The sequence below is a fragment of the Thioalkalivibrio sp. ALJ15 genome, from assembly GCF_000383695.1.
Taxonomy (GTDB): domain Bacteria; phylum Pseudomonadota; class Gammaproteobacteria; order Ectothiorhodospirales; family Ectothiorhodospiraceae; genus Thioalkalivibrio.
The window spans coordinates 152,947-174,521 of the sequence record NZ_KB912057.1; the positions used below are offsets into that span (position 1 = coordinate 152,947).

Consider the following 21,575-nt stretch of genomic DNA (forward strand, 5'->3'; position numbering starts at 1 on the left):
AGGCGGAGGGCGATGCGAAGATCCTTCGGTAGCGCTGTAAGGGGTGGTTCCGGGATCCGGCCCGGCGCTTCTCCTTGCCGGAACCGGTCCCGGAGAACAGCCCGTGCAGCCTGAACGGACCGCCACCTGCCGCTTGCAGTTGCACGCCGGCTTCACACTGGATGATGCCGCGCGCGTGACCCCCTACCTCGCCCGGCTGGGCGTATCGCATCTCTACCTTTCTCCGATCCTGCAGGCGGTGCACGGCAGCACCCATGGCTATGACGTGGTCGACCCCTCGCGGGTGAACGACGAGCTCGGCGGCGAGCCGGCGCGCCAGCGCCTGTGCGCGGCACTGGAGCAGGCCGGTATGGGCCTGGTGCTGGACATCGTACCGAACCACATGGCGGTGGCCGGAGCCCAGAACCCGTGGTGGTGGAATGTACTGGAGAATGGCCCCTCCAGCCCGTTTGCGATGTATTTCGATGTGGACTGGGAATCATCGGAGGAGCGCTGGCCGAACAAGGTGCTCCTGCCAGTGCTGGGCGATCATTACGGGCGCATCCTGGAGGCTGGCGAGATCCGTCTCCAGTATGGCGACGGCCTGTTCGAGCTCGCCTGTCACGAACACCGCTTCCCGCTGGACCCGTCCTCGCTGAACGACCTGCTCCACCGCGCGTACCGCGCCACGGGTATCGAATTGCTGGGCTTTCTCGCGGAGTCTTGCGCGCGCCTGCCGCAGCCATGGCTGACCGCCCGCGACGCGGCGTCTCGGCGCCATCGGGATCAGGACGTCATCCGTCAACTCCTCGACAACACCACCCGGCAGGATCCGGCGGCCGCTGCGGCCATCGAGGCCGAGGTGGAACAGATCAATACGCGGCCCGATGCCCTGGATGCACTGATCGAGAAACAGAACTACCGCCTGGCCTGGTGGCGTACCGCCGGACGCGATCTCGGTTATCGGCGGTTCTTCGACATCAACGACCTGGCCGGCCTGCGCCAGGAGCAGGAAGAGGTCTTCGAGGCAGTACATGCACTACCGCTCCGCTGGGTAGAGGAAGGCTCGGTGCATGGCCTGCGGATCGACCACCCCGACGGCATGCGCGACCCGGGGCAGTACTTCAGTCAGCTGAGCCGGGCCTGCCCGGGCGCCTGGATCGTCGCCGAAAAGATCCTCGAGCCCGGCGAACAGCTGTCCGGAGACTGGCCGATCGCCGGCACCACCGGCTACGACTTTCTCAACCGCGTACAGGGGCTGTTCGTGGACCCGGCGGGCGAGGCCCCGCTGACGCGGCTGTTCGAGGAACTCACCGGCGAGCACGCCGACTACGCCGGGCTGGTCTACGAGTCCAAGCGGCAGGTACTGAAGGACCTGCTCGGCAGCGAGCTGAACCGGCTGAGTTCGCTGTTCGTGGACATCTGCGAACTGCACCGCCGACACCGCGACTATACGCGCCACGAGCTGCACCTGGCCCTGCTGGAGACAGCCTCCTGCTTCCCCGTCTACCGCACCTACGTGAGCCCGCGTGAAGGCTCAGTGGCGGCGACCGACGTCGACTATGTAGACGCCGCGATCCACCAGGCGGGCGAACGCCGTCCGGAGCTGGACAGCGAGCTGCTGCAGTTCCTGCGCGACCTGCTCCTGCTGCGCATCCCCGGCGAGCGCGAGAACGAACTCGCCCTGCGCTTCCAGCAGTTGACCGGGCCGGCGATGGCCAAGGGGGTCGAGGACACCGCGCTGTACCGCTTCCACCGCCTGACAGCGCTCAACGAGGTCGGTGGCGACCCGGAACGTTTCGGCATATCGGTCGATGCATTCCACGAGGCCTGCGCCCTGGTACACGCGCGTCACCCGGAGACCATGCTCACCACCTCCACCCACGACACCAAACGCAGTGAAGACGTGCGCGCGCGCCTGGTACTGCTCTCCGAGATCCCGGTTGCGTGGGCAAAAGCCACGCGCAGCTGGATGCGACACAATGCCCGCTACCGCAGCGGCGAATGGCCGGAACCGGCCACCGAATACCTGTTCTACCAGACGCTGGTCGGCGCCTGGCCGATCGATGCCGAGCGCATGACCGCCTACATGGAAAAGGCCGCGCGCGAGGCCAAGCAGTACAGCAGCTGGACCCACCCCCAGGAGGACTACGAGCAGGCATTGCGCGACTTCGTGAGCGGGACGCTGGAGGATGCAGGATTTCGCAACGCGCTGGAGTCGTTCCTGCAGCCCCTGGTCGGCCCCGGCCGCACCAACAGCCTGGCCCAGACCCTGATCAAGCTCACCGCGCCAGGGGTTCCCGACATCTACCAGGGCAGCGAGCTGTGGGACCTGAGCCTGGTCGATCCGGACAACCGCCGCCCGGTGGACTTCGTGACCCGGGCCCGACTGCTGGAGGAGCTCGGTCACCTGACCCCGACGCAGATCAGTGCCCGTGCCGACGAGGGCCTGCCCAAGCAGTGGGTGGTGCACCAGGCGCTGACCCTGCGCCACCGCCATCCGGAATGGTTCCGGCCGGATGCGGCCTACACCCCGCTGCGGGTCACCGGCGAGCGCGCCGGGTATGCAGTGGCCTATCTGCGCGGGGAAGGCGCGCTGGTGCTGGTGCCGCGCCTGGTGCTCGGGCTGGGGGGCGACTGGCGCGACACCCGGCTCGGGCTGCCGCCCGGCGTCTGGCACAACCGCCTCTCGGGCGAGACCTTCGAGGGCGGCGACCGGTCGGTGGCCGAGCTCCTCGATGCGTTTCCGGTGGCACTGCTCGAACGCGAGGAGGAAACCGCATGACCCGCGTGCGCGTCTGGGCCCCGCAGGCGAACCAGGTCGAGCTCGAGTGCGGCGGCAGCCGCATGCCGATGGACCGCCAGGGCGAGGGCTGGTGGTCGCTGCAGACCTCGCGGCTGGTGCATGGCAGCGACTACGCCTTTCGCGTCGACGGCAACGGGCCGTTCCCCGACCCGCGTTCCGCCTGGCAGCCGCAGGGGGTGCACGGCCCGTCGCGCTGGCTGGACCATTCCCGCTTCGTCTGGAACGATGCCGGCTGGCAGGCGCCGCCGCTGGCCGCGGCGGTGATCCAGGAGATCCACGTCGGCACCTTCACCCCGGAGGGCAGCTTCGACGGCGTGATCGACCGCCTCGGCCATCTGGCCGAACTCGGCATCACCCACCTGGAGCTGATGCCGGTGGCCGCGTTTCCCGGCGCCCGCGGCTGGGGCTACGACGGGGTCGACCTGTATGCCCCGCACCATGCCTACGGGGGTCCCGACGGCCTGAAACGCCTGGTCGACGCCTGCCACCGCCGCGGCATCGCGGTGCTGCTGGACGTGGTCTATAACCACCTCGGGCCGGACGGCAACTACCTGGCGCAGTTCGGCCCCTACTTCACCGACCGCTACCACACCCCGTGGGGCGACGCGGTCAACCTCGACGGCGCGGACAGCGACAGCGTGCGCCGGTTCTTCATCGACAATGCCCTGATGTGGCTGCGCGACTATCACATCGACGGCCTGCGCATCGACGCGGTGCACGCGATCGTCGACACCTCGGCCACCCATTTCCTCGAGCAGCTCGCCGGCGAGGTGCAGCGCCTCGGGCGGCAGCTCGGCCGGCACCTGGTGGTGATCGCCGAGAACGACCGCAACGACCCGCGCGTGGCGTGGCCGGTCGAGGCCGGCGGCTACGGGCTGGACGCCCAGTGGAACGAGGATTTCCATCACGCGCTGCACACCGCACTGACCGGCGAGTCCGACGGCTACTACATGGACTTTCGCGGGCTGGCCGACCTGGCCCGGGTGCTGACCCGCGGCCTCGCCAACGACGGCCGCTATTCGCCCTTCCGCCGCCGGCGGCACGGCCGCCCCGCGGCGGACCAGCCGGGACGGCGCTTCGTCGGTTGCCTGCAGAACCACGACCAGATCGGCAACCGCGCCAACGGAGAACGCATCAGCGAACTGGTCTCCCCCGGCCTGCTCAAGGTCGGAGCGGCCCTGGTCATGACCAGCCCCTTCGTACCAATGCTGTTCCAGGGCGAAGAATGGGGCGCCTCGAGCCACTTTCTGTACTTCACGGATCACACCGACCCGGAACTGGGCCAGGCAGTCACCGAGGGTCGGCGGCGCGAGTTCGCCGCCTTCGTCGGGGATCCGGGCGACATCCCGGACCCGCAGGCCCGCGAGACCTTCGAACGATCGAGACTGGACTGGGACGAACGCGAACAGCCGCGACATGCCGCGATCCTGCGCTGGTACCAGGCGCTGATCGCCCTGCGCCGCACCCACCCGGCCTTCAGCGATGATCGCCTGGATGCCATCGACGCATACTTCGACGAGACAGCCCGATGGTTCGTGATGCACCGGCCGGGACTGCTGGTCGCGTGCAACCTGCACCCCGATGCGAAACGCCTGGCATGCCCCGGGACCGCACGATCACGCCTGCTGCTGCGATCCGAAGCGGAGATCGTGATCGGGCAGGAGAACCTGGACCTGCCCGGCGCCTCCGTCGTGATTATGGAACCGGGCGATCCGCCCGGTATGTCTTGCCAACACCCCATGTCGAGGGAGTGAGCCCGTGACGGTATCCGACCGCCCCATATCCCGTGTCGAGGGCTACCTGCCCATCGAAGAACACGGCCTGATAGGCAATTGCACGACTGCCGCCCTGGTGGGGCGCGACGGGTCCATCCCCTGGATGTGCGCGCCTCGCTTCGATTCCGAGCCCCTGTTCTGCGCTCTGCTCGATCACCAGCGAGGCGGTGACTTCACCGTGGCCCCGGAGCCCCTGGTCGCCTCGCACCAGCGCTATATGCCCGACACTGCGGTCCTGATCACGGAGATGACCGGCCCCGAAGGACGCATCCGGGTCACTGATTGTCTGCCCCTGCGCGCCGGGGCCGACTTGTCCGAGGATGCGCCGGCAGGGCGCAACGAACTGCTCCGGCGGATCGAGGTGCTGGAAGGCCGCGTGCGGCTGCGGGTCAGGATCGCACCCAGGGGAGGTGCGAAGGCGTATCCACACGGTGCCGGCCTGGGCCTGTCGCTGTACCGCCAGCCGGAACTGGAGCTGTCGCTGAGCTCGTCGCTGCCCTTGGAGGACACCGACAGCGAGCACGAACTCGAGGCCGGAGACCAGCACTACCTGATCCTGGGCTGGGGCCCGCACACGCACCGTTTCCAGGCCCGCACACCCGAGGAACTGCTCGAGGCCACGCTGGAGGTCTGGCGGCGCTGGATGACCCATTTCCACTATGAAGGCCCCTGCGAGGACCTCGTCCGGCGCTCGGCCGTCACGCTCAAGTTGATGGACTACACCGCGACCGGAGCGATGATCGCCGCGCCGACCTCGTCCCTGCCGGAAGCAATAGGCGGCCCGCGCAACTGGGATTACCGCTACGCATGGATACGCGATGCGGCATTTTCCGTGTATGCCATGAGCGATATCGGCATGACCCACGAGGCCGCGGGCTTTATCGGCTGGGCCCTGGACGCGGTGGATCGCGCGGGCTGGCCACGGGTGCTGTATGACGTAGACGGGCACCTGCCGCAGCCGGAGCGAATCGATCCCGAACTGGAGGGCTACCGAGGCTCAGCGCCTGTACGCTGGGGCAACGGTGCGGTGGAGCAGCGCCAGCACGACGTATTCGGAGAGATCCTCGATTGCGCCTATCGGTGGGAGCGCTGGGGCGGGACGCTGGATGAGCACCTGTGGAGCCGCCTGCGGCGACTGGTCGAAGCCGCCGAGAAGGAGTGGAAGAACCCCGACCATGGCATCTGGGAAGTCCGCACCGCCGGCCGTCCCTTTACCTACTCCGCCGCCCTGTGTGCGGTCGCCCTGGAGCGTGGAGCGGCCCTGGCCGATAACAATGGCATGGCAGGCAACAGCGGATTGTGGCGTTCCGAGGCGGGACAAATCCGCAAGGCAATCCTGGACCAGGCCTGGGACCCCGAGCTTCGGAGTCTCACCGAGCACCTGGGCGGCGGTGGCATCGACGCGAGCCTGCTGGCCCTGCCGGGACGCGGTGTAATCCCGGCCGATCACCCGAAGATGATCGCCACCACAGAGGCCGTTATCCGGCGCCTGGGCGCGGGCAACGGCCTGCTGTACCGCTATCTTCCGGAAGAGTCCCCGGACGGTCTGCCCGGGCACGAGGGTGCATTTGTCCTGTGCAGCTTCTGGCTGGTCGACAACCTGCTGGGACAGGGCCGCCTGGAAGAGGCCCAGGCCCTGTACGACTCGCTGTGCGCCCGCACCAATCCCCTCGGCCTGCTCCCCGAACAGATTGACCCGGCCACCGGCGCCTTCCTCGGCAATTTCCCGCAGGCATTCAGTCATGTAGGGCTGATCTCGAGCGGCATCAAGCTCGCTCGGGCCATGCAACAAGACCGCTAAACCCGGGAATCAGGGGATCCAGCCCGAACGCGGTCCGGGCGGCTCCGCACCCTGTTCAGGCGGTCGGCATCATCGACGAGTGATGGTGCACGATCAGCCACTTGCCGTCGCGGTTCTCGTAGACGAAGGTGTAGCGCGCGGGGACTTCCTGCGTCTCGTTGCCGTCGGTCACGCGGAAGGTATAGGTGCCGGCGTCGGTCAGCTTGTTGCAGCCGAGCTTCACGTTGCGCGTGTTGATGGTGCCGAAGGGCTTCTTCTCGAGGAAATGCTCGAAGTAGTCCTGGATCTCGGCGTGATTGGTACGCGGGACGTTCGACACGGTCGGCAGCAGCACCGCGTCATTGGCGTACAGCTCGGTCACACGACGGGCATCGCCCGTCTGCAGGGCTTCATTCCAGGCGTCGAACAACTCCTCGGCCAGACGGCGCGTGGCGGGTGCGCAGACCACGCAGCTCTCGTTCGGCGGGGTATCGATCGCGGCGGCGAGCATATCGCTGCCCGTCCCGGTCACCGGGTGATGCTGGTCGCGGTGCGAGGCGCTCAGGCTCAGCCGCGAACGCGGGGCCTCGTCGGCGTTGATGAACTGGGTACCGCTGATACGCGGACGGGTCACGGTGCTCACTGCGCGTTCTCCCACTCGGGCCGATGGCGGCCGGGTAAAACGTGAATTTTAAAGAAAGCGCTGAATAAAGCCATCCCGGCTTTCTCAGCGCACGCGGCGCTGCATCGTCTTGCATCTCTTTGCACGGGCAAAGGGGTTTGCAGCTTGCTCCGGAATCAACCGCCTACGGCGGTCGATTCCGGCGGCACGTCCCTGTGCCGCAGGGAAACGCCGATCAATCAGCGTTTCCCAAGGGACCCCTCAGGGCCTGTCATGGCCGCCACTCAGCCGGCCTGGGCCTTGAACGCGGCCAGCAGGTCCTCGACCTGCCCGCGCACCCGGGCCTCGTCCTGGATGGCGAAGTCGAGAAAGGTCTGGGCGACGACGGACAGGACCTTCTTCTTCGGGTAGACGATGTGCCACTGGCGATGGATCGGGAAGTGCTCGACATCCAGCAGCGCCACCGGGCCCTCGGCCCCCTCGGCACTCAGGGTGTGCAGCGACAGCACGGCAATCCCCAGACCACCGATCACCGCCTGCTTGATCGCCTCGTTACTGCCCAGTTCCATGCGCACGGGCGGGCTGATCCCGTGCTCCTGGAACAGCTTGAGCGTCGCCTCGCGGATACCCGAGCCGGGTTCGCGCATCAGGAACGTCTCCTGCTCCAGCTCCTTGAGCGGGATATTGCGCCGTCCGACCAGCGGGTGGTCGCGGCTGGCCATCACCACCAGCGGATTGGGCGCGAACGGGTGCACCGCGACATCAGTCAGCCGCTCGGGGACATGCCCAATGATGTAGAGGTCGTCGTCGTTGTTCGACAGCCGCTCCAGCACCCGGTCAAAGTTGCTGACCTCCAGCGACAGCTCGATATCGGGATACCGCCGGGCGAACTGACCGAGGATGCTGGGCGCGAAGTACTGCGCCGTGGTGATCACCGCGAGACGCAGACGCCCGCGCTTGAGGCCGTGCATCTCGGCCAGCTTCATCTCGAGGTTGGTCAGCGCGCCGAGCATCTCGCGGCAGGTGTCGTACAGCAGCAGCCCGACCTCGGTCGGGAAGGCCTTGCGCCCCACGTATTCAAACAGCGGGAGCCCCAGTGCCGTGGAGAGCTTCTTGATCTGGATCGAGACGGTCGGCTGGGTCAGATGCAGCTCTTCCGCCGCGCGGGTAAAGCTCCCCAGGCGCACGATCGCCTCGAACACCTGCAGCTGACGCAGCGTGGCATGCCGGATCAGGTGCGCCGGCAGCTCCGACTTGAGCATCACCTGCGGGAGACCGGACTCCTTTGGCGTAGGGGACTGAGTCATACGCGACGTATCGTTTACCGCGTGAGACCCGCGTACAGCATCGGCAGCTTCTCCGGCAGCCGGTCGATCTGGTCCAGCACCATGAAGTGCTGGGCCCCGAAGATGCGCTCGACGTACTCGTCGGCGTTCGGATCCAGGCTCATGCAGAAGGTGTACACCCCCTTGCGCCCAACCTCCTCCACCGCCCGCTTCGCATCCTGACGCAGGTACTGCGGGTCGCGCACATCGGTATCCGCCGGCTCGCCGTCGGTGATGATCAGCAACAGCTTCTTCGCCGTGCCCTGGTTGTGCAGCTGCTGGCCGGCGTGGCGAATGGCCGCCCCCATGCGGGTGGAGAGCTGGCCCTGCATCCCGGCGAGGCGGGCCTTCGCGGTATCGTCGAACGGGGCGTCGAAATCCTTGAAGCGGTAGTACTCGACGTCGTGGCGCCCGTCGGAGGCGAAGCCATGGATCGCGAACGGGTCGCCAATGCGCGAGATCGCGCCGGACAGCAGCGTGGCCGCTTCGCGCGCCAGTTGCACCACGGTTGTCTCGCCGTCGCCGATCGTCTCGTTGGTCGACTCCGACAGATCCAGCAGCACCAGCACGGAGAGATCGCGCACATGACGCAGATTGCGCACATAGATGCGCTCGTCGGGCTGGCGCCGCATGCGGACGTCAATCTGGGCCTCGACCAGCGCGTTCACGTCCAGCTCGTCGCCCTCCGGCTGCTTGCGCATGCGCTGAACGCCCTGGGGCTGCATCGCCTCGATCAGGAATTTCAGGCGCGAGACCAGCGGCTTGTGCTTGTCGTAGATGGCCTCGATTTCCTCGATGTCGCCCTTCTTCGGGCGCCGCTCCAGCAGTGTGACCCAGTGCGGCCGCTCCAGCTGCATCTGGTAGTCCCACTCGTGATAGTGGAACGGCAGCGAGATCGGCTCCTTGCCCTCCTGCTGGTTGATGCTTTCGTTTTCGCCGTCGCGGAACCACTCGGTCGCCAGCACCAGGATCTGCTGGGCGTCGTCGCCGGCGTTCGGCACGTCCAACGTATTGATCATCTGCATCGGGGTGACGTAGAAACGCTCCTGCCCGGAGCCATGCGCGGCCAGGACCTCCGCCTCTTCCTCTTCGCGCCCGAAGTTCCAGAGATAGCGGTTGTCGTCGCGATAGAGGACATCCGGCGCGACCTTGGCCGGGTTCATGTAGCCCTGCTCGGGAAACTCGGGTGCCAGCACCTCGGCCAGCTCGCGGGCCAGCCCTGCGGCCTCAAGGTCGTCCACGCGTTCCGCAAACGCGCTCACCGCCTTCTGCACGAATGCATGCGGGTCGTGGTATTGCGGATCGAGCAAGGCGCGCGCGGTGCGCGCCAGCACTGCCTGCGCCGTGTCCCCATCCTCCGCCGTGGCGGTATGCAGCGGGACCCAGATCTGGCGCAGGCCCGGGAACGCCGCGATCGCCAGGGCCTCAATACGCGCGTCCTCGAACAGCTCGGTCAGGATGCCGACCACGCCCCGAGGCCCCTCGTCCGGCTGCATCTCGCGGGTATGCACCACATGGGATGCCGCGTGCGCGGCCGCCGCGCGATACAGATCCAGCCCGGTGAGGCCCTCGACATCGTCGTAGGCGTCCGGCAGGAAGATCGTGAAGCCCTCGATGTAGGGGCGATACCCCTCGCGCGACTCGAAGTCGCCACTGGTCGGGCGCATGAAGAAATCGCGTGCCCACAGCGAGCGCAAGTAGAGGTTGATACGCCGCTGCACGTCCACGAACAGGGTGCCGCGGCGCTCCTTCTGGAACACCGAGCGTGACTCCGGCGACTCCAGACCGAAGTAGGCAATCTGGCCCTCCAGGTCCGTGCGGTGCGCCTGCGCGCCCCACGTCGCCCAGCGCCGAAGACCGCCCAGCGTCAGGTGGGTCAGCAGCTCATCCAGGTGTTCCAGCATCGGCCGCACACCACGCGGCGCCTGCCCCAGCAGGTTATCCAGCAGGCGCAGATACCCCTCGAACAGCGAATAGTCGCCAAGCCGCTGGGCCGCGACCGGGCTAGTCTCGATCACCAGGGTGATGACCGCCGCGGAGGTCTTGGAGTACATCTTGATCGCGGAACCGAGCAGTTCCGCAACGGCATCCTCGCCCAGTTCCTGGGCCAGTGCAGGCGCCTCCTGCACGAAGGCCACGACCATCTCGGAACCGCGCCCCAGGGCCTGGAGACTGCGGGCCCCTTCAAGGTAGTAACGCTTAAGCCCACTGGCGCTGAAGGCACGGCTGGCCTCCTGCCAGGAACTTTCCAGCACCTCGGTGGCGTGGTTTCCCAGATCGTCGAGGAGGTCCTGGTAGTCCTCCAGATGAACGCTCATCGGTACGGGTACGCCGCGCGGTGCGCTAGAAGAACGTGGTGACGGCCGAATCCAGCGCGTCGCGCATGTCCGGATCGTCGGTGATCGGCCGCACGAGTGCCATGCGGCAGGCGCCTAGCGGCTCCACGCCCTTGGCGATCAGCGAGGCGGCGTAGACCAGCATGCGGGTGGAGATGCCCTCGTCCAGGCCATGGCCCTTCAGGTTGCGCGCGCGCTCGGCCACGCTGACCAGCTTGCCGGCCATCTCCTCGTTGATCTTGCCCTCGTGAGCGACGATCTTCGCCTCGGTCTCGTGATCCGGGTAGTCGAAATCCAGCGCGCCGAAGCGCTGCTTGGTCGACTGCTTCAGATCCTTCATCAGGCTCTGATAACCCGGGTTGTAGGAAATGACGACCTGGAAATCCGCGTGCGCCTGGACCATCTCGCCCTTCTTTTCCAGCGGCAGCACGCGGCGATTGTCGGTCAACGGGTGGATCACTACCGTGGTGTCCTGCCGGGCCTCGACAATCTCGTCGAGGTAGCAGATCGCCCCGTGGCGCGCGGCCAGGGTCAACGGACCGTCCTGCCAGCGCGTGCCATCGGCATCGAGCAGATAACGCCCGACCAGATCGGAAGCCGTCATGTCCTCGTTACAGGCGACCGTAATCAGCGGCTTGCCGAGCTTCCAGGCCATGTGCTCGACGAAGCGGGTCTTCCCGCAGCCCGTCGGCCCCTTCAGCATCATCGGCATGCGCACCGAATACGCCGCCTCGTACAGCTCGATCTCGTCCGCGACCGGCTGGTAATACGGCTCTTCAGTGATCAGGTGATCGCGCAGATCGTCTTGCATTGCCCAGACTCCTCAATCAAAAAAGGCCGGGGGACGGGATGCCCAGCACCCCGCCCAGCCCCGGCCCCGAAACGCCCTGACTCAGTCCGGCCAGATACGATTCGGGTGCAGGTTCTTCCACGGCTCGTCGGCCGTCGCCTTCGCCTTGCCCGGATTGAGCTCGGCGGTGGTGCGACCTCCGCGGCTGGCGCCAGAGCCGCTGGACTTCTTGGCCGCCGGCTTCGTGGCGGACGTCTTGCGTGTGGCCTGTGCGGCCGGCTTTTTGGCCGGGGCCTTGCGCTTGGTCGTAGAGGCCTTGCGGGTCGCCGTCTTGCGCGCCGTGCTTTTGGGCGTCGCGGCCTTTTTCGTTGCGGCTGCCTTGGTGCTGGCCGCCTGATGCGTTTGCGCGCTCGCGGGGGTCGTGCTGGTGTCTTTCTTCAGCGCGTTATCGGACGCAGCATTGCTGTTGTCCTTGTTCTGGTCTTCCCGGGCGCTGCGCACACCGGCCGCCAGCTTGTCTTGCAGATTGCTCATTGCGACACCTCCTCGATGATGGCTTCGATCTCCTCGGCCGCCGGTTCGCCCGGTTTGCCCAGGTCGTACACGGAACAGCCTTCCAGCGCGGAACGCCGGTAGATGGCCCGCCGGCGGAGCGACTGCTCCAGGGCGGGGATGTCGATCTCCATCAGTGCATGCTTCATCGCACGCGACAGCGCACTGCGGACCTCGAGCTGGTTGATCACGACATAGGGGCGCAGCGACCGGTTCTTCATCTGCGCCTCCTCCAGACCGCGCCCCATCCGCACACTGCCCCAAAGATCAACGGGGGATGGCAGAACAGGGATCAACACGACATCCGAGCCCGCGAGCGCGGCAGTCACCGCACCACCCTCCAGGGTCGGCGGGCAGTCCACCACGATGTGATCGTAATCCTTGCGCAGCGCCTTGAGTTCGCGATCCAGCGGACCCGCGACGGCGAACACGGAGGCCGGAAAGGGACGGTCGTCCGAGGACATGCGCGCCCACTGGCCGGCCGATCCCTGCGGATCCGCATCGACCACCAGGGTACGTCCTCGGCGCGCCAGACCGGCGGCGAGGTTCATGGAGAGGGTGGTCTTGCCGGTACCCCCCTTCTGATTGACTACCGCGAATACCCGGGAACCCACGTATCAGCCTCCTAGGGCCAGGAACCGGACGGGTCCAGTTCGTGGACTCTGACGTGATGGTAGGTCAGCCAGTCGTTTCGCTGGCCAGCCGATCCACCTCTTGCGCGAAGCGCTGATCCGCCTCGCCAATCCGGTCGCCGTCGCGCGCATCAATGGTGATGTTCACATACGTCGTACCGAAACTGATATTGGGATGATAGCCATCCTCCTCCGACAACTCGGCTACCCGATCGAGAAACTCGCGCGTGATGCCGTAACGGTCGAATGTGAACTGCTTGCTGATGGTCGCCGAGGAGCCCTTGCCCGGCTCCCAGCCGGCCGGCACCACGAGATCGCTATCCGCCATGTACTACTCCAGAACGTTGGACAGGCGTACCCCTAGCGGGCCGCGACTTCCTGTGCGTCGATCTCGCGCACATGTTCGAGTTCTTCCTCGAGGATCCTCTCGAACAACTCGGCATCCGCCGCCGCACCCACGCGTCGACAGTAGACCGCCGCCTCGTCATACAGGCGCACGGCTTCCATCTCCAGTTCGCGGTTGCGCTCCAGCAATTCGGCCATCGAGCGCCCCAGCCGCACGGGTGCCAGCTGGCTCCCGTTGGGGGCAACCCCATGGTGAAACATGCGGGTCATGAATCGATCCGCATGGTCCAGTTCCTCCTGGGCGTCCCGACGCAGGCATTCGCTGACATCGCTCATGCCCCACATCGCGGTCAATCGCGACTGGGCCAGATACTGCTGAACCGCGGACAGCTCATGCGCCACCGCGCGGTTCAGGTAACCCACGATCCGCGGATCCGCCATCGAGGTTGCCTCAGCTGGCCGAGCCGTCAGCCGTCGGGGCCTTCGGCAGGATGCTTTCCACTTCGGAGTGGACACGGGCAATGATGTGCGCAGCCACCAGGCCGTCGCCCACACGCTCGCAGGAATCCGCACCGGCACGCACCGCCGCATTCACGGCACCGGTCTCGCCACGCACCAGAACCGTCACGTAGCCACCACCGACGAACTGACGACCGATCAGGCGCACTTCCGAGGCCTTGGTCATCGCATCCGCCGCTTCAATTGCCGGCACCAGACCACGGGTCTCGATCATGCCCAGGGCCACACCAGAAATTTCGCTCGCCATTGCTAACCTCTTTTACAAACGGGCCGCCGGGCCGATCAGCCACGGCGGCGTTTATCCGCCGCAGGGACTTACGGCTTTTCCGGGAGGATGTTTTCCACCTCGGAATGCACACGGGCAATGATGTGCGCAGCCACCAGGCCGTCACCCACACGCTCGCAGGAATCCGCGCCGGCACGCACCGCAGCGTTCACAGCGCCGGTCTCGCCACGCACCAGAACGGTCACGTAACCGCCACCGACGAACTGACGACCGATCAGGCGCACTTCCGAGGCCTTGGTCATCGCATCGGCAGCTTCAATCGCCGGCACCAGACCACGGGTCTCGATCATGCCGAGGGCCACACCAAAGTTTTCGCTAGCCATTACTTAACTCCTATCAAGCGTTACTGATGAATTACTTTTCAACCTGCTCGGGCAGGATGCTTTCCACTTCGGAATGCACGCGGGCAATGATGTGCGCAGCCACCAGGCCGTCACCCACACGCTCGCAGGAATCCGCACCGGCACGCACGGCGGCGTTCACGGCACCGGTCTCGCCACGGACCAGCACGGTCACGTAGCCACCACCGACAAACTGGCGACCAATCAGGCGCACTTCAGAGGCCTTGGTCATTGCATCAGCGGCTTCAATCGCCGGCACCAGACCACGGGTCTCGATCATGCCCAGCGCCACACCAAAACGTTCAGTTGCCATTTCTCTTTCTCCTGGAGTTACAGTTTTTCCAATTAAAATGACGCTCAAGCCGCCTTGTGGGTACCAGCAGAGCGCTGTGCATCGGTCTGGTCTTGTCCAGCCTTGTTCGTCGACCCTTCCGCTTTCCTGCCACCATCGTCCCAGTGGTCGATGATGCCGCCGATCGTCAGATCGGTTGTCACCTTGGGGTCATCGAGCGCGTAGCGCGCGGCCGATCCAGAGATCGTGAACACCCAATTGCCCGGGTGCGCACCAACTGGATCCACGGCGACGCTGAGCGCACCCTTTTGATCCACCAGCACGCGCAGCGACATGGTCTGAAGGCCGTCCACACGACGCGTGACCACCAGTTCGTCCTGCACCTGCATAATTTCCATGGAGCTACTGCTCCTCCCAGTAATCGATGATCCCGACGATCGTCGCGTCACTGGGGTATTCCTTGCTGCCGGCCGCCTCGCGCGCCGCGGACGATCCGACCACGATCACCCAGTCCCCGGGCACACAACCGACCGCGTCCACCGCGACCGTGCGCGGACCCCCGGCCTTCTCCTGGACCACCAGCAAGGGACGGTGACCCAGATCCCGGATCCGGTTGGTCGAAACCAGCGTCTTCTCTACCTTGCAGATCTTCATTCCGTGTCCCGTTAGCTCAACCGGCGAGCGGTTCCAACTGGCTGCCGCTGCGCTTGTCGCGAATCACCATGTGGCACCCGATTAGGCCCTTTTCGGCCAGTTCGCGATAGCGCGCCATGATCTGGTCGCGGATCCGCCGGCAGCGGGCCTCGACCCGCTCGCGCGACCCCGGCACCTTGCGGTCGTAGCGGTAATGGATCACCACCGGTACCGGCAGGCCCCGCTCGACATTCAGCTGCCGAAAGATCTTGTTCACCCCCACATCCATCCCGTGGGCGCCTTCTTCCATCGTTTCCAGGTGCGCGAAGTAGGCAAAGTTGCGTACCTGCATCTCCTCGACTTCCTGGCCGACGATGATCACCCGCTCGCGGTGCCCCACATCGGCGTAATGCCCGTTGTGGTAGCGCGCCACGTAATCGAGCTGCGAAATATTGTTCAGCAACAGCCGCGAGATCAGCCGAAGCATCCCCTCGTGCGGCCCACCGTTGCCGTGACCCCAGCCTTGCTGGTGGATCGCGTCCTGGATCGCCTGATACACGCGCAGTTCCGCGTCACGGCCATCCAGGTCCTGCGTCTCCCGGTACACCTTCGCGCTATCCACGAAGCGGTACAGACTCATCCGCGTGTCGGTGTCCGGGATATGGATCTTCACGGCATCCGTATCCGTATCCACGCCAATCAGCAGCGTATCGACCGAGGCCCCACAGCAGTAGGTGTTCTCGATCGCCTGACGAAACGCCCGCAGCTGCCGGAGAGCGGCATCCGCCGCGTCCCGCTCACTGTTGCCGTGCGCCGCGCACCCCTGATGGTGCGGGTCCGCACTGCTGTAGTGGTACGCCGCGATCTTCAGGTATCGACTCGGCACATCCGCCGTGGTCGGCCGTCCTTCGCGGAACCGCAACAGCTCGCGTTTCGTCCAGTGGCGGACATCCTCTTCGATGTCGAACTGCGCACCGGCATAACTCTTAACCCGAACAGCCAGATCCGGCAGGCGCAGAATAAAACGCCGCAGGCTCAACAGCCGCCCGTCGGAACAGGGCGAGATGTCCACTTCGTGGAAATCGCAGTCGAGGAAGTACGCAATCGCGCGTTCCGCCTCGTCCACCAGGTCATCCCGACCCGCCCAGTATTCATTGACCAGCTGATCAAACAGCTCGAACGTGCCGTGCAGGTACAGTTCGCGCGTGTCCAGATCGTTGATCCACGCATCCTCCAGGACGCTTTCCGGCAACCGATACCCGAGGTTATCCTCGACAATCCGTTGCGCCTTTTCCTCGAAGTCCCGCTCGTGTTGCAGCGCATGGACCTCTTTCAGTACTGGCACCAGATTCGCGAAGCGATCGCGAAACCCACTCTCGAACGCGTACAGCCGTTCGTTGTCGGCGACATCCGCCAGCGGATGCCCGGGCTTCAGCACAGAAGGCACGTCCATCGGCGCCGGCGCCTTCGGCGGCACTGCGCTAACCAGAGGTTGCGCAGCAGCCGAATTCGCCCCTTGTGCCACCGGCGACCGGACGGCACTTCCCCGTGGCGTCGCGTAACGCGTGCCAAAGGCGGAAGTCTTGCGGCGGCCTCGGCGCACCATCGTGGTCGTATTGCCTCCTTACTCGCCGCTTAGCCGCGGGCACCGCCGGACAGGGTCACCAGCGAACCGCTGCCACTATTCCCGGAGGAACCGGTGATCTTGCTCATCGGCACTTCCTTGCGCTCGAGCTCACGATTGGCATAGGCACTACGGCCTTCACCACGCGGGTTGCCCTTTTGCGTCGCGTTACGACGCGTGGCGAACCCTTCGGTGCCGGTGACGCTGCTTCCACGGGCCCAGTCATCGCCCGTGATGGTCACACCGTTGCTGCTCCCGTTAACGGTCACACGTTCGGCACCAATCTTGGCCACATCTTCAGCCTGAGCCGGTACCGGCTGGTGACGATCCGGCTGATAGCGGAACTCCTCGGTCCCGGACACCAGGCCCGTCGCCTTGTTGATCGGCCCGGTAATGCCACCCGAGGCACCGTATGCAGTACCGGTCACACGACGCTCGCGGCGCGCCAAGGCTTCGCGGGCCGGGCTTTGAACACTGAAGCCGTCATTCGGCATCGCCTGCGCCGGCACGTCGGCCACCGGTGCGGCTACTGCGGCCTGGCCTTCCGGACGCAGACGCGGGTGCAAGCTGCCAGCGGCCGTCGGACAGGTCGCGGCAAATTCGTTCGCCCCGACATACGGCGCACCGGACACGTCCTGACATGCACCGCGTTCGGTGCCCGTCACGCGCTCGTCATAACCCGGCTGGCTCCCGGAAACCGGATGCCCCGGCGTCGCATGGCGTTCGGCCACGCGGGTGTGCGCCGTCTGCATATCACGCGGCTCGCAATAAGCCTCGTACTGGTCAACGCCGATGTAGGGCGTGCCAGAAACCGGTTTGCACGCACCGTACTCGTCACCGGTGACCCGTGCCGAGCGGCCCACGGACGTACCCGAGACGTTCTGCTGGTTCCAGGTGCGGCTCACGGAGACTTTTTCCGGGCCGGCCTGCGGACGGGAGCCACAGAAGGCGTCGTAATGCTCGGACCCGACATACTCGGTACCGGTGATCGGCTTGCAGCCGCCGTACTCGTCACCGGTCACGCGCAGCGAGCTATCCACCTGCGTGCCGGAGACTTCCCGACCCCGCAGCGTGTGCATCACGCCCACCTTCGGCACACCACCGGCGGCCGGACGGTCACACAGGTCACCGAAATCCGCCTGGTTGTAGTACGGGGTACCCGTCAGGGGGCGGCAGGATCCGGACTCGTCACCCGTCACCTTCGAGCTGCGACCCACGGCCGTACCCGTCACGCTCTGGTCTTCCATCGTGTGCAGCTCCTGCACCTTGGCCGGCGTCGGCTCCGGGCGGGTACCGCACATGCCCTTGAACTGTTCCGTACCGATGTATTCGGTCCCGGTGACCGGCTTGCAGCTGCCGTACTCGTCACCGGTGACACGCGAGGAGCGCCCGACTTCGGTCCCGGTCAATTCACGACCGCGAAGCGTATGCATGACGCCGACCTTCATCGGCGCTCCGTTGGACTTTCCCGTGTTACACGGAACCTCGCTCGCCTGCGTATTCAGGTACTCGGTACCGGTGATGTCGCGGCAGGAGCCCGACTCGTCACCGGTGACACGCGGGCTACGGCCGACGCTCGTACCCGACACACCCTCGCCATGACGGGTCACCATCACGCTGGTGCGCGGCGCGCTGTTCGGCGCACGGGTGCCGCAGAAGCCTTCGTACTGCTCGCTGCTCAGGTACTCGGTGCCGGTGATCGCTTCGCAAGAGCCGGACTCGTCCCCCGTTACACGGGCAGAGCGCCCGACCTCGGTACCACTGACTTCCTGGCCGCGGCTGGTGTGGGAGTGCCCCACCTTGGCCGGGTTGGCACTCGGGCGCACATCGCAGTAGCGCTCGTAGTGCTCAAGGCCCAGGTACTCGGTCCCGGTAATGTTGGAGCAGCTGCCCGCTTCGGCGCCGGTGACGCTGCGCGTCGACTCGACTTGCGTGCCGCTAATGTGACCACCGGCGAGGGTCGTGCCCTCTTCCACCTTCGGCGGTGCTTCGCTCGTCTGACCACGGGGACGACCACAGGGACGACCCGGATCCGAAGAACCGCGACCAATCGTGCACAGCTCTTCACGACGCTGGCGTGCTACCTCGCGAGTGGACATACCCTTGCGTTTCGCAGCCTTCCACGCGCCTTCCTGCGGCATGGCACCGCGGCCTTTGGAGCCGTTGAAACGGCGCTTGGTCGCACGCTTGCCGTTCTGTGCCATCGCCTCGCGGCGCGCCATGCAGATCGCGCGGACCTCGGAGATCACCGGATGCGGACCCGCGGACTCGCCACCGGACTCAACCTTGTCGCACAACTGGTCAAGGCCACTTTCCACGACGGTGTCGCTTTCGGGGGTCACCGCGCTATAGGTGTCGTTGCGCTCGGACTTCTCGTCCTTGCAGCCACAGCCACAGCCCTTTTTCTCTTCCTGTGCAGACGGCGCGAAGGAAGCCTGGCCTTTCAGCAGGTCTTCACGGCGCGGCTCGGCCGCCATGGCCTTTTTGCCATCGGTCGCCAGGGCCTGACGGCGCAGGCGGCAGATTTCGCGCCCGCTCATGTTGGAACAGTCGATTTCCATACCCTGGTTCTGCGACAGCGCTTCAAGCTGACGCGACCGGTCGGAACCGCCACGGGCCAAACCGCCGAGGGCCCGCGCACGGGTATTGGAGCGACCGACCGCCTTCTTGCCCTGGCGCGCCATCTTCTGGCGGCGCTCAAGAGCGGCCTGGCGGCCGTTCGAGGCACCGGCGTGCGCGCCCGGTTCCGGACGGCGCGCAGGTGCGCTGCTGCCGACCTCGAACGAGGTCGACGGCTGAGATTCGCTGGAGTGCGACTCCGGCTCCCGCGCCTGGGGGGCCGGTTCGGAAACACGCTGAGCCTGGCGCGCCTTTTGCGCGGCCGCGGCAGAACGCGACGTTCCCTTGGTTTGGCCGGTCGGCTTCACGGCAGCCTTGCCATTATGAGACATGGCCTTGCGCCGTTCCCGGGCGAGTTCGCGACCCGAGAGACCTTCAGACGCGGATGTCGGATTACTCATGGCACTTCCTTACAGTTGGCGGCAGCAACGGTAATAACGCTTGATGGACGGGCCGGGTGCCACAGGCACCCGGCCTCCACCGAACCGGGGTCTTAGCGACCGCGGTCGACCACGAAGGCCATGCCCTGACTCTGGGCGTAGTTATCGTACGCAATGAAGCGCACCATCATGCCCGGGTTGGCACGGCGGCATTCTTCAATCTCGGACAGCACCGCTTCCACGGACTGCTCGCCAAAGAAGGGCAGCTTCCACATGTACCAGTAGTGGGCCATGGCGTTTTCTTTTTCGCTGTACTCGATCGCCGGGTTCCAGCCCTGCGCGAGGCAGTATTCGATCTGCTTGCGCACCTGGTCGGCATTCATCTCCGGCAGATAGGAGAAGGTCTCGTACTTCTGCGACTGCTTGAAGTTCTGGATATCAGACATGTCGGTAATCCTGTGCTCTGGTTCTTTCTGGGCACGGACGGCGCACTAGCGCCGCCCGCGCTCGGACGATCACTTGTGCTGGGTATCCAGCTTGTCGACGGTGTCGAACTCGAACTTGATCTCTTTCCACGTTTCCATGGCGATCTTCAGTTCGGGGCTGTGCTGCGCCGCCTGAGTCAGGATGTCCTTGCCTTCCTTCTCGATGTCCCGACCTTCGTTACGCGCCTGGACACAGGCTTCCAGCGCCACACGGTTGGCCGCCGCACCCGGGGCGTTACCCCACGGATGGCCCAGCGTACCGCCGCCGAACTGGAGCACGGAGTCGTCGCCGAAGATGGAGACCAGGGCCGGCATGTGCCAGACGTGGATACCACCAGAGGCCACGGCGAACACGCCCGGCATGGAGCCCCAATCCTGATCAAAGAAGATGCCGCGCGAGCGGTCTTCCGGGATGAAGGATTCACGCAGCAGGTCGATCCAGCCCAGGGTCGCGGCACGGTCGCCTTCCAGCTTGCCGACCACGGTGCCGGTGTGCAGGTGGTCACCACCGGACAGACGCAGGATCTTCGCCAGCACACGGAAGTGGATACCGTGCTTCGGATGACGGTCGAGCACCGCGTGCATCGCACGGTGGATGTGCAGCAGCACGCCGTTGTCGCGGCACCAGTTGGCCAGACCCGTGTTGGCGCAGAAGCCGCCGGTGATGTAGTCGTGCATGATGATCGGCGCGCCAATTTCCTTGGCGAACTCGGCACGCTTGTACATCTCTTCCGGGGTCGGCGCGGTGACGTTCAGGTAGTGACCCTTGCGCTCGCCGGTTTCGGCCTCGGCCTTTTCGGTCGCTTCCTGCACGAACTCGAAGCGGTCACGCCAGCGCATGAACGGCTGCGAGTTGATGTTCTCGTCGTCCTTGGTGAAGTCGAGGCCGCCACGCAGGCACTCGTACACGGCGCGGCCGTAGTTCTTCGCGGACAGACCCAGCTTCGGCTTGATGGTGCAGCCCAGCATCGGACGGCCGTACTTGTTCAGCTTGTCACGCTCAACCTGGATACCGGAGGGCGGACCACCGCAGGTCTTCACGTAGGCCATCGGGAAGCGCACGTCTTCCAGACGCAGGGCACGGATGGCCTTGAAGCCGAACACGTTACCGACCAGCGAGGTGAACACGTTCACCATCGAACCTTCTTCGAACAGGTCGATCGGGTAGGCGATGAACGCGTAGAAGGACTCGTCGTCACCCGGCACGTCCTCAATGGAGTAGGCACGGCCCTTGTAGTAGTCCATATCCGTCAGGAGGTCGGTCCACACCGTGGTCCAGGTACCGGTGGAGGACTCGGCGGCCACGGCGGCCGCGGCTTCTTCGCGGTCGATGCCCGGCTGCGGGGTGATCTTGAAACATGCCAGCAGATCGGTATCCAGCGGCATGTATTCCGGCATCCAGTAGGTTTCGCGGTAATCCTTGACGCCCGCGGAGTACTTCTTGGCGGCCATGT

At 65.7% G+C, this 21,575-nt stretch carries 20 protein-coding genes; 3 read left to right on the top strand and 17 right to left on the bottom strand.

The window, feature by feature from the left end; genetic code table 11:
* Positions 1-103: 103 nt before the first annotated feature.
* Genes treY through G015_RS0104380 form a run of 3 tightly spaced genes read left to right on the top strand, consistent with a single transcriptional unit; the run spans position 104 to position 6,361 of the window.
* Positions 104-2,764 (top strand): malto-oligosyltrehalose synthase, encoded by a 2,661-nt coding sequence (gene treY, locus G015_RS0104370; RefSeq protein WP_020146223.1) that lies wholly within the window; start codon positions 104-106, stop codon positions 2,762-2,764.
* Positions 2,761-4,539, top strand: a complete 1,779-nt coding sequence (treZ, locus tag G015_RS0104375; RefSeq protein ID WP_020146224.1) for a malto-oligosyltrehalose trehalohydrolase — start codon at positions 2,761-2,763, stop codon at positions 4,537-4,539. Before treY ends, treZ begins: the two co-directional genes overlap by 4 nt.
* Positions 4,540-4,543: 4 nt before the next feature.
* Positions 4,544-6,361, top strand: a complete 1,818-nt coding sequence (locus G015_RS0104380) for a glycoside hydrolase family 15 protein (protein WP_020146225.1) — start codon at positions 4,544-4,546, stop codon at positions 6,359-6,361.
* Positions 6,362-6,416: 55 nt separating this feature from the next.
* Here the strand turns inward: G015_RS0104380 and G015_RS0104385 are convergent, their stop codons facing one another.
* From G015_RS0104385 to G015_RS0104465, 17 genes are all read right to left on the bottom strand, one after another.
* Entirely contained in the window at positions 6,417-6,983 is a 567-nt protein-coding gene (locus G015_RS0104385; protein WP_018138840.1) for an SgcJ/EcaC family oxidoreductase, read from the bottom strand.
* Positions 6,984-7,246: 263 nt separating this feature from the next.
* On the bottom strand, positions 7,247-8,224 hold the full coding sequence (locus G015_RS0104390; RefSeq protein WP_018138841.1) for a LysR family transcriptional regulator: 978 nt from the start codon (positions 8,222-8,224) through the stop codon (positions 7,247-7,249).
* 59 nt (positions 8,225-8,283) lie between these two features.
* Positions 8,284-10,605 carry a nitric oxide reductase activation protein NorD gene (locus tag G015_RS0104395; RefSeq protein ID WP_018138842.1) on the bottom strand — a complete coding sequence of 774 codons (2,322 nt, stop codon included), beginning with the start codon at positions 10,603-10,605 and terminating at the stop codon, positions 8,284-8,286.
* Between the two features lie 25 nt (positions 10,606-10,630).
* On the bottom strand, positions 10,631-11,434 hold the full coding sequence (locus G015_RS0104400; protein WP_018138843.1) for a CbbQ/NirQ/NorQ/GpvN family protein: 804 nt from the start codon (positions 11,432-11,434) through the stop codon (positions 10,631-10,633).
* An 81-nt stretch (positions 11,435-11,515) separates the two neighbouring features.
* Positions 11,516-11,947, bottom strand: coding sequence for a hypothetical protein (locus G015_RS0104405; RefSeq protein ID WP_020146226.1), 432 nt, complete (start codon positions 11,945-11,947; stop codon positions 11,516-11,518).
* On the bottom strand, positions 11,944-12,579 hold the full coding sequence (gene parA, locus G015_RS0104410) for a ParA family partition ATPase (protein ID WP_018138845.1): 636 nt from the start codon (positions 12,577-12,579) through the stop codon (positions 11,944-11,946). Before parA ends, G015_RS0104405 begins: the two co-directional genes overlap by 4 nt.
* A 64-nt stretch (positions 12,580-12,643) precedes the next feature.
* Positions 12,644-12,925 (bottom strand): 4a-hydroxytetrahydrobiopterin dehydratase, encoded by a 282-nt coding sequence (locus G015_RS0104415; RefSeq protein ID WP_012982279.1) that lies wholly within the window; start codon positions 12,923-12,925, stop codon positions 12,644-12,646.
* A 32-nt stretch (positions 12,926-12,957) separates the two neighbouring features.
* Entirely contained in the window at positions 12,958-13,383 is a 426-nt protein-coding gene (locus tag G015_RS0104420) for a bacterioferritin (protein WP_018995235.1), read from the bottom strand.
* Positions 13,384-13,393: 10 nt separating this feature from the next.
* Positions 13,394-13,708, bottom strand: coding sequence for a BMC domain-containing protein (locus tag G015_RS0104425; protein ID WP_012982277.1), 315 nt, complete (start codon positions 13,706-13,708; stop codon positions 13,394-13,396).
* Positions 13,709-13,776: 68 nt separating this feature from the next.
* Positions 13,777-14,070, bottom strand: coding sequence for a BMC domain-containing protein (locus G015_RS0104430; protein ID WP_012982276.1), 294 nt, complete (start codon positions 14,068-14,070; stop codon positions 13,777-13,779).
* A gap of 31 nt (positions 14,071-14,101) precedes the next feature.
* Positions 14,102-14,401, bottom strand: a complete 300-nt coding sequence (locus tag G015_RS0104435) for a BMC domain-containing protein (RefSeq protein WP_012982275.1) — start codon at positions 14,399-14,401, stop codon at positions 14,102-14,104.
* Positions 14,402-14,445: 44 nt separating this feature from the next.
* The gene (locus G015_RS0104440; protein ID WP_018995234.1) at positions 14,446-14,778 is read right to left on the bottom strand and encodes a carboxysome peptide B; all 333 of its coding nucleotides are present in this window, start codon (positions 14,776-14,778) and stop codon (positions 14,446-14,448) included.
* A gap of 4 nt (positions 14,779-14,782) precedes the next feature.
* Positions 14,783-15,034: a carboxysome peptide A gene (locus tag G015_RS0104445; protein WP_012982273.1), complete on the bottom strand. Its 252-nt coding sequence runs from the start codon at positions 15,032-15,034 to the stop codon at positions 14,783-14,785.
* 16 nt (positions 15,035-15,050) lie between these two features.
* Positions 15,051-16,466 (bottom strand): carboxysome shell carbonic anhydrase, encoded by a 1,416-nt coding sequence (locus G015_RS0104450; protein ID WP_020146227.1) that lies wholly within the window; start codon positions 16,464-16,466, stop codon positions 15,051-15,053.
* Between the two features lie 182 nt (positions 16,467-16,648).
* On the bottom strand, positions 16,649-19,588 hold the full coding sequence (locus G015_RS0104455; protein WP_020146228.1) for a CsoS2 family carboxysome shell protein: 2,940 nt from the start codon (positions 19,586-19,588) through the stop codon (positions 16,649-16,651).
* A 161-nt stretch (positions 19,589-19,749) separates the two neighbouring features.
* On the bottom strand, positions 19,750-20,082 hold the full coding sequence (locus tag G015_RS0104460; protein ID WP_018138850.1) for a ribulose bisphosphate carboxylase small subunit: 333 nt from the start codon (positions 20,080-20,082) through the stop codon (positions 19,750-19,752).
* 69 nt (positions 20,083-20,151) lie between these two features.
* Positions 20,152-21,573 carry a form I ribulose bisphosphate carboxylase large subunit gene (locus tag G015_RS0104465; protein ID WP_012982269.1) on the bottom strand — a complete coding sequence of 474 codons (1,422 nt, stop codon included), beginning with the start codon at positions 21,571-21,573 and terminating at the stop codon, positions 20,152-20,154.
* Positions 21,574-21,575 lie beyond the last annotated feature (2 nt).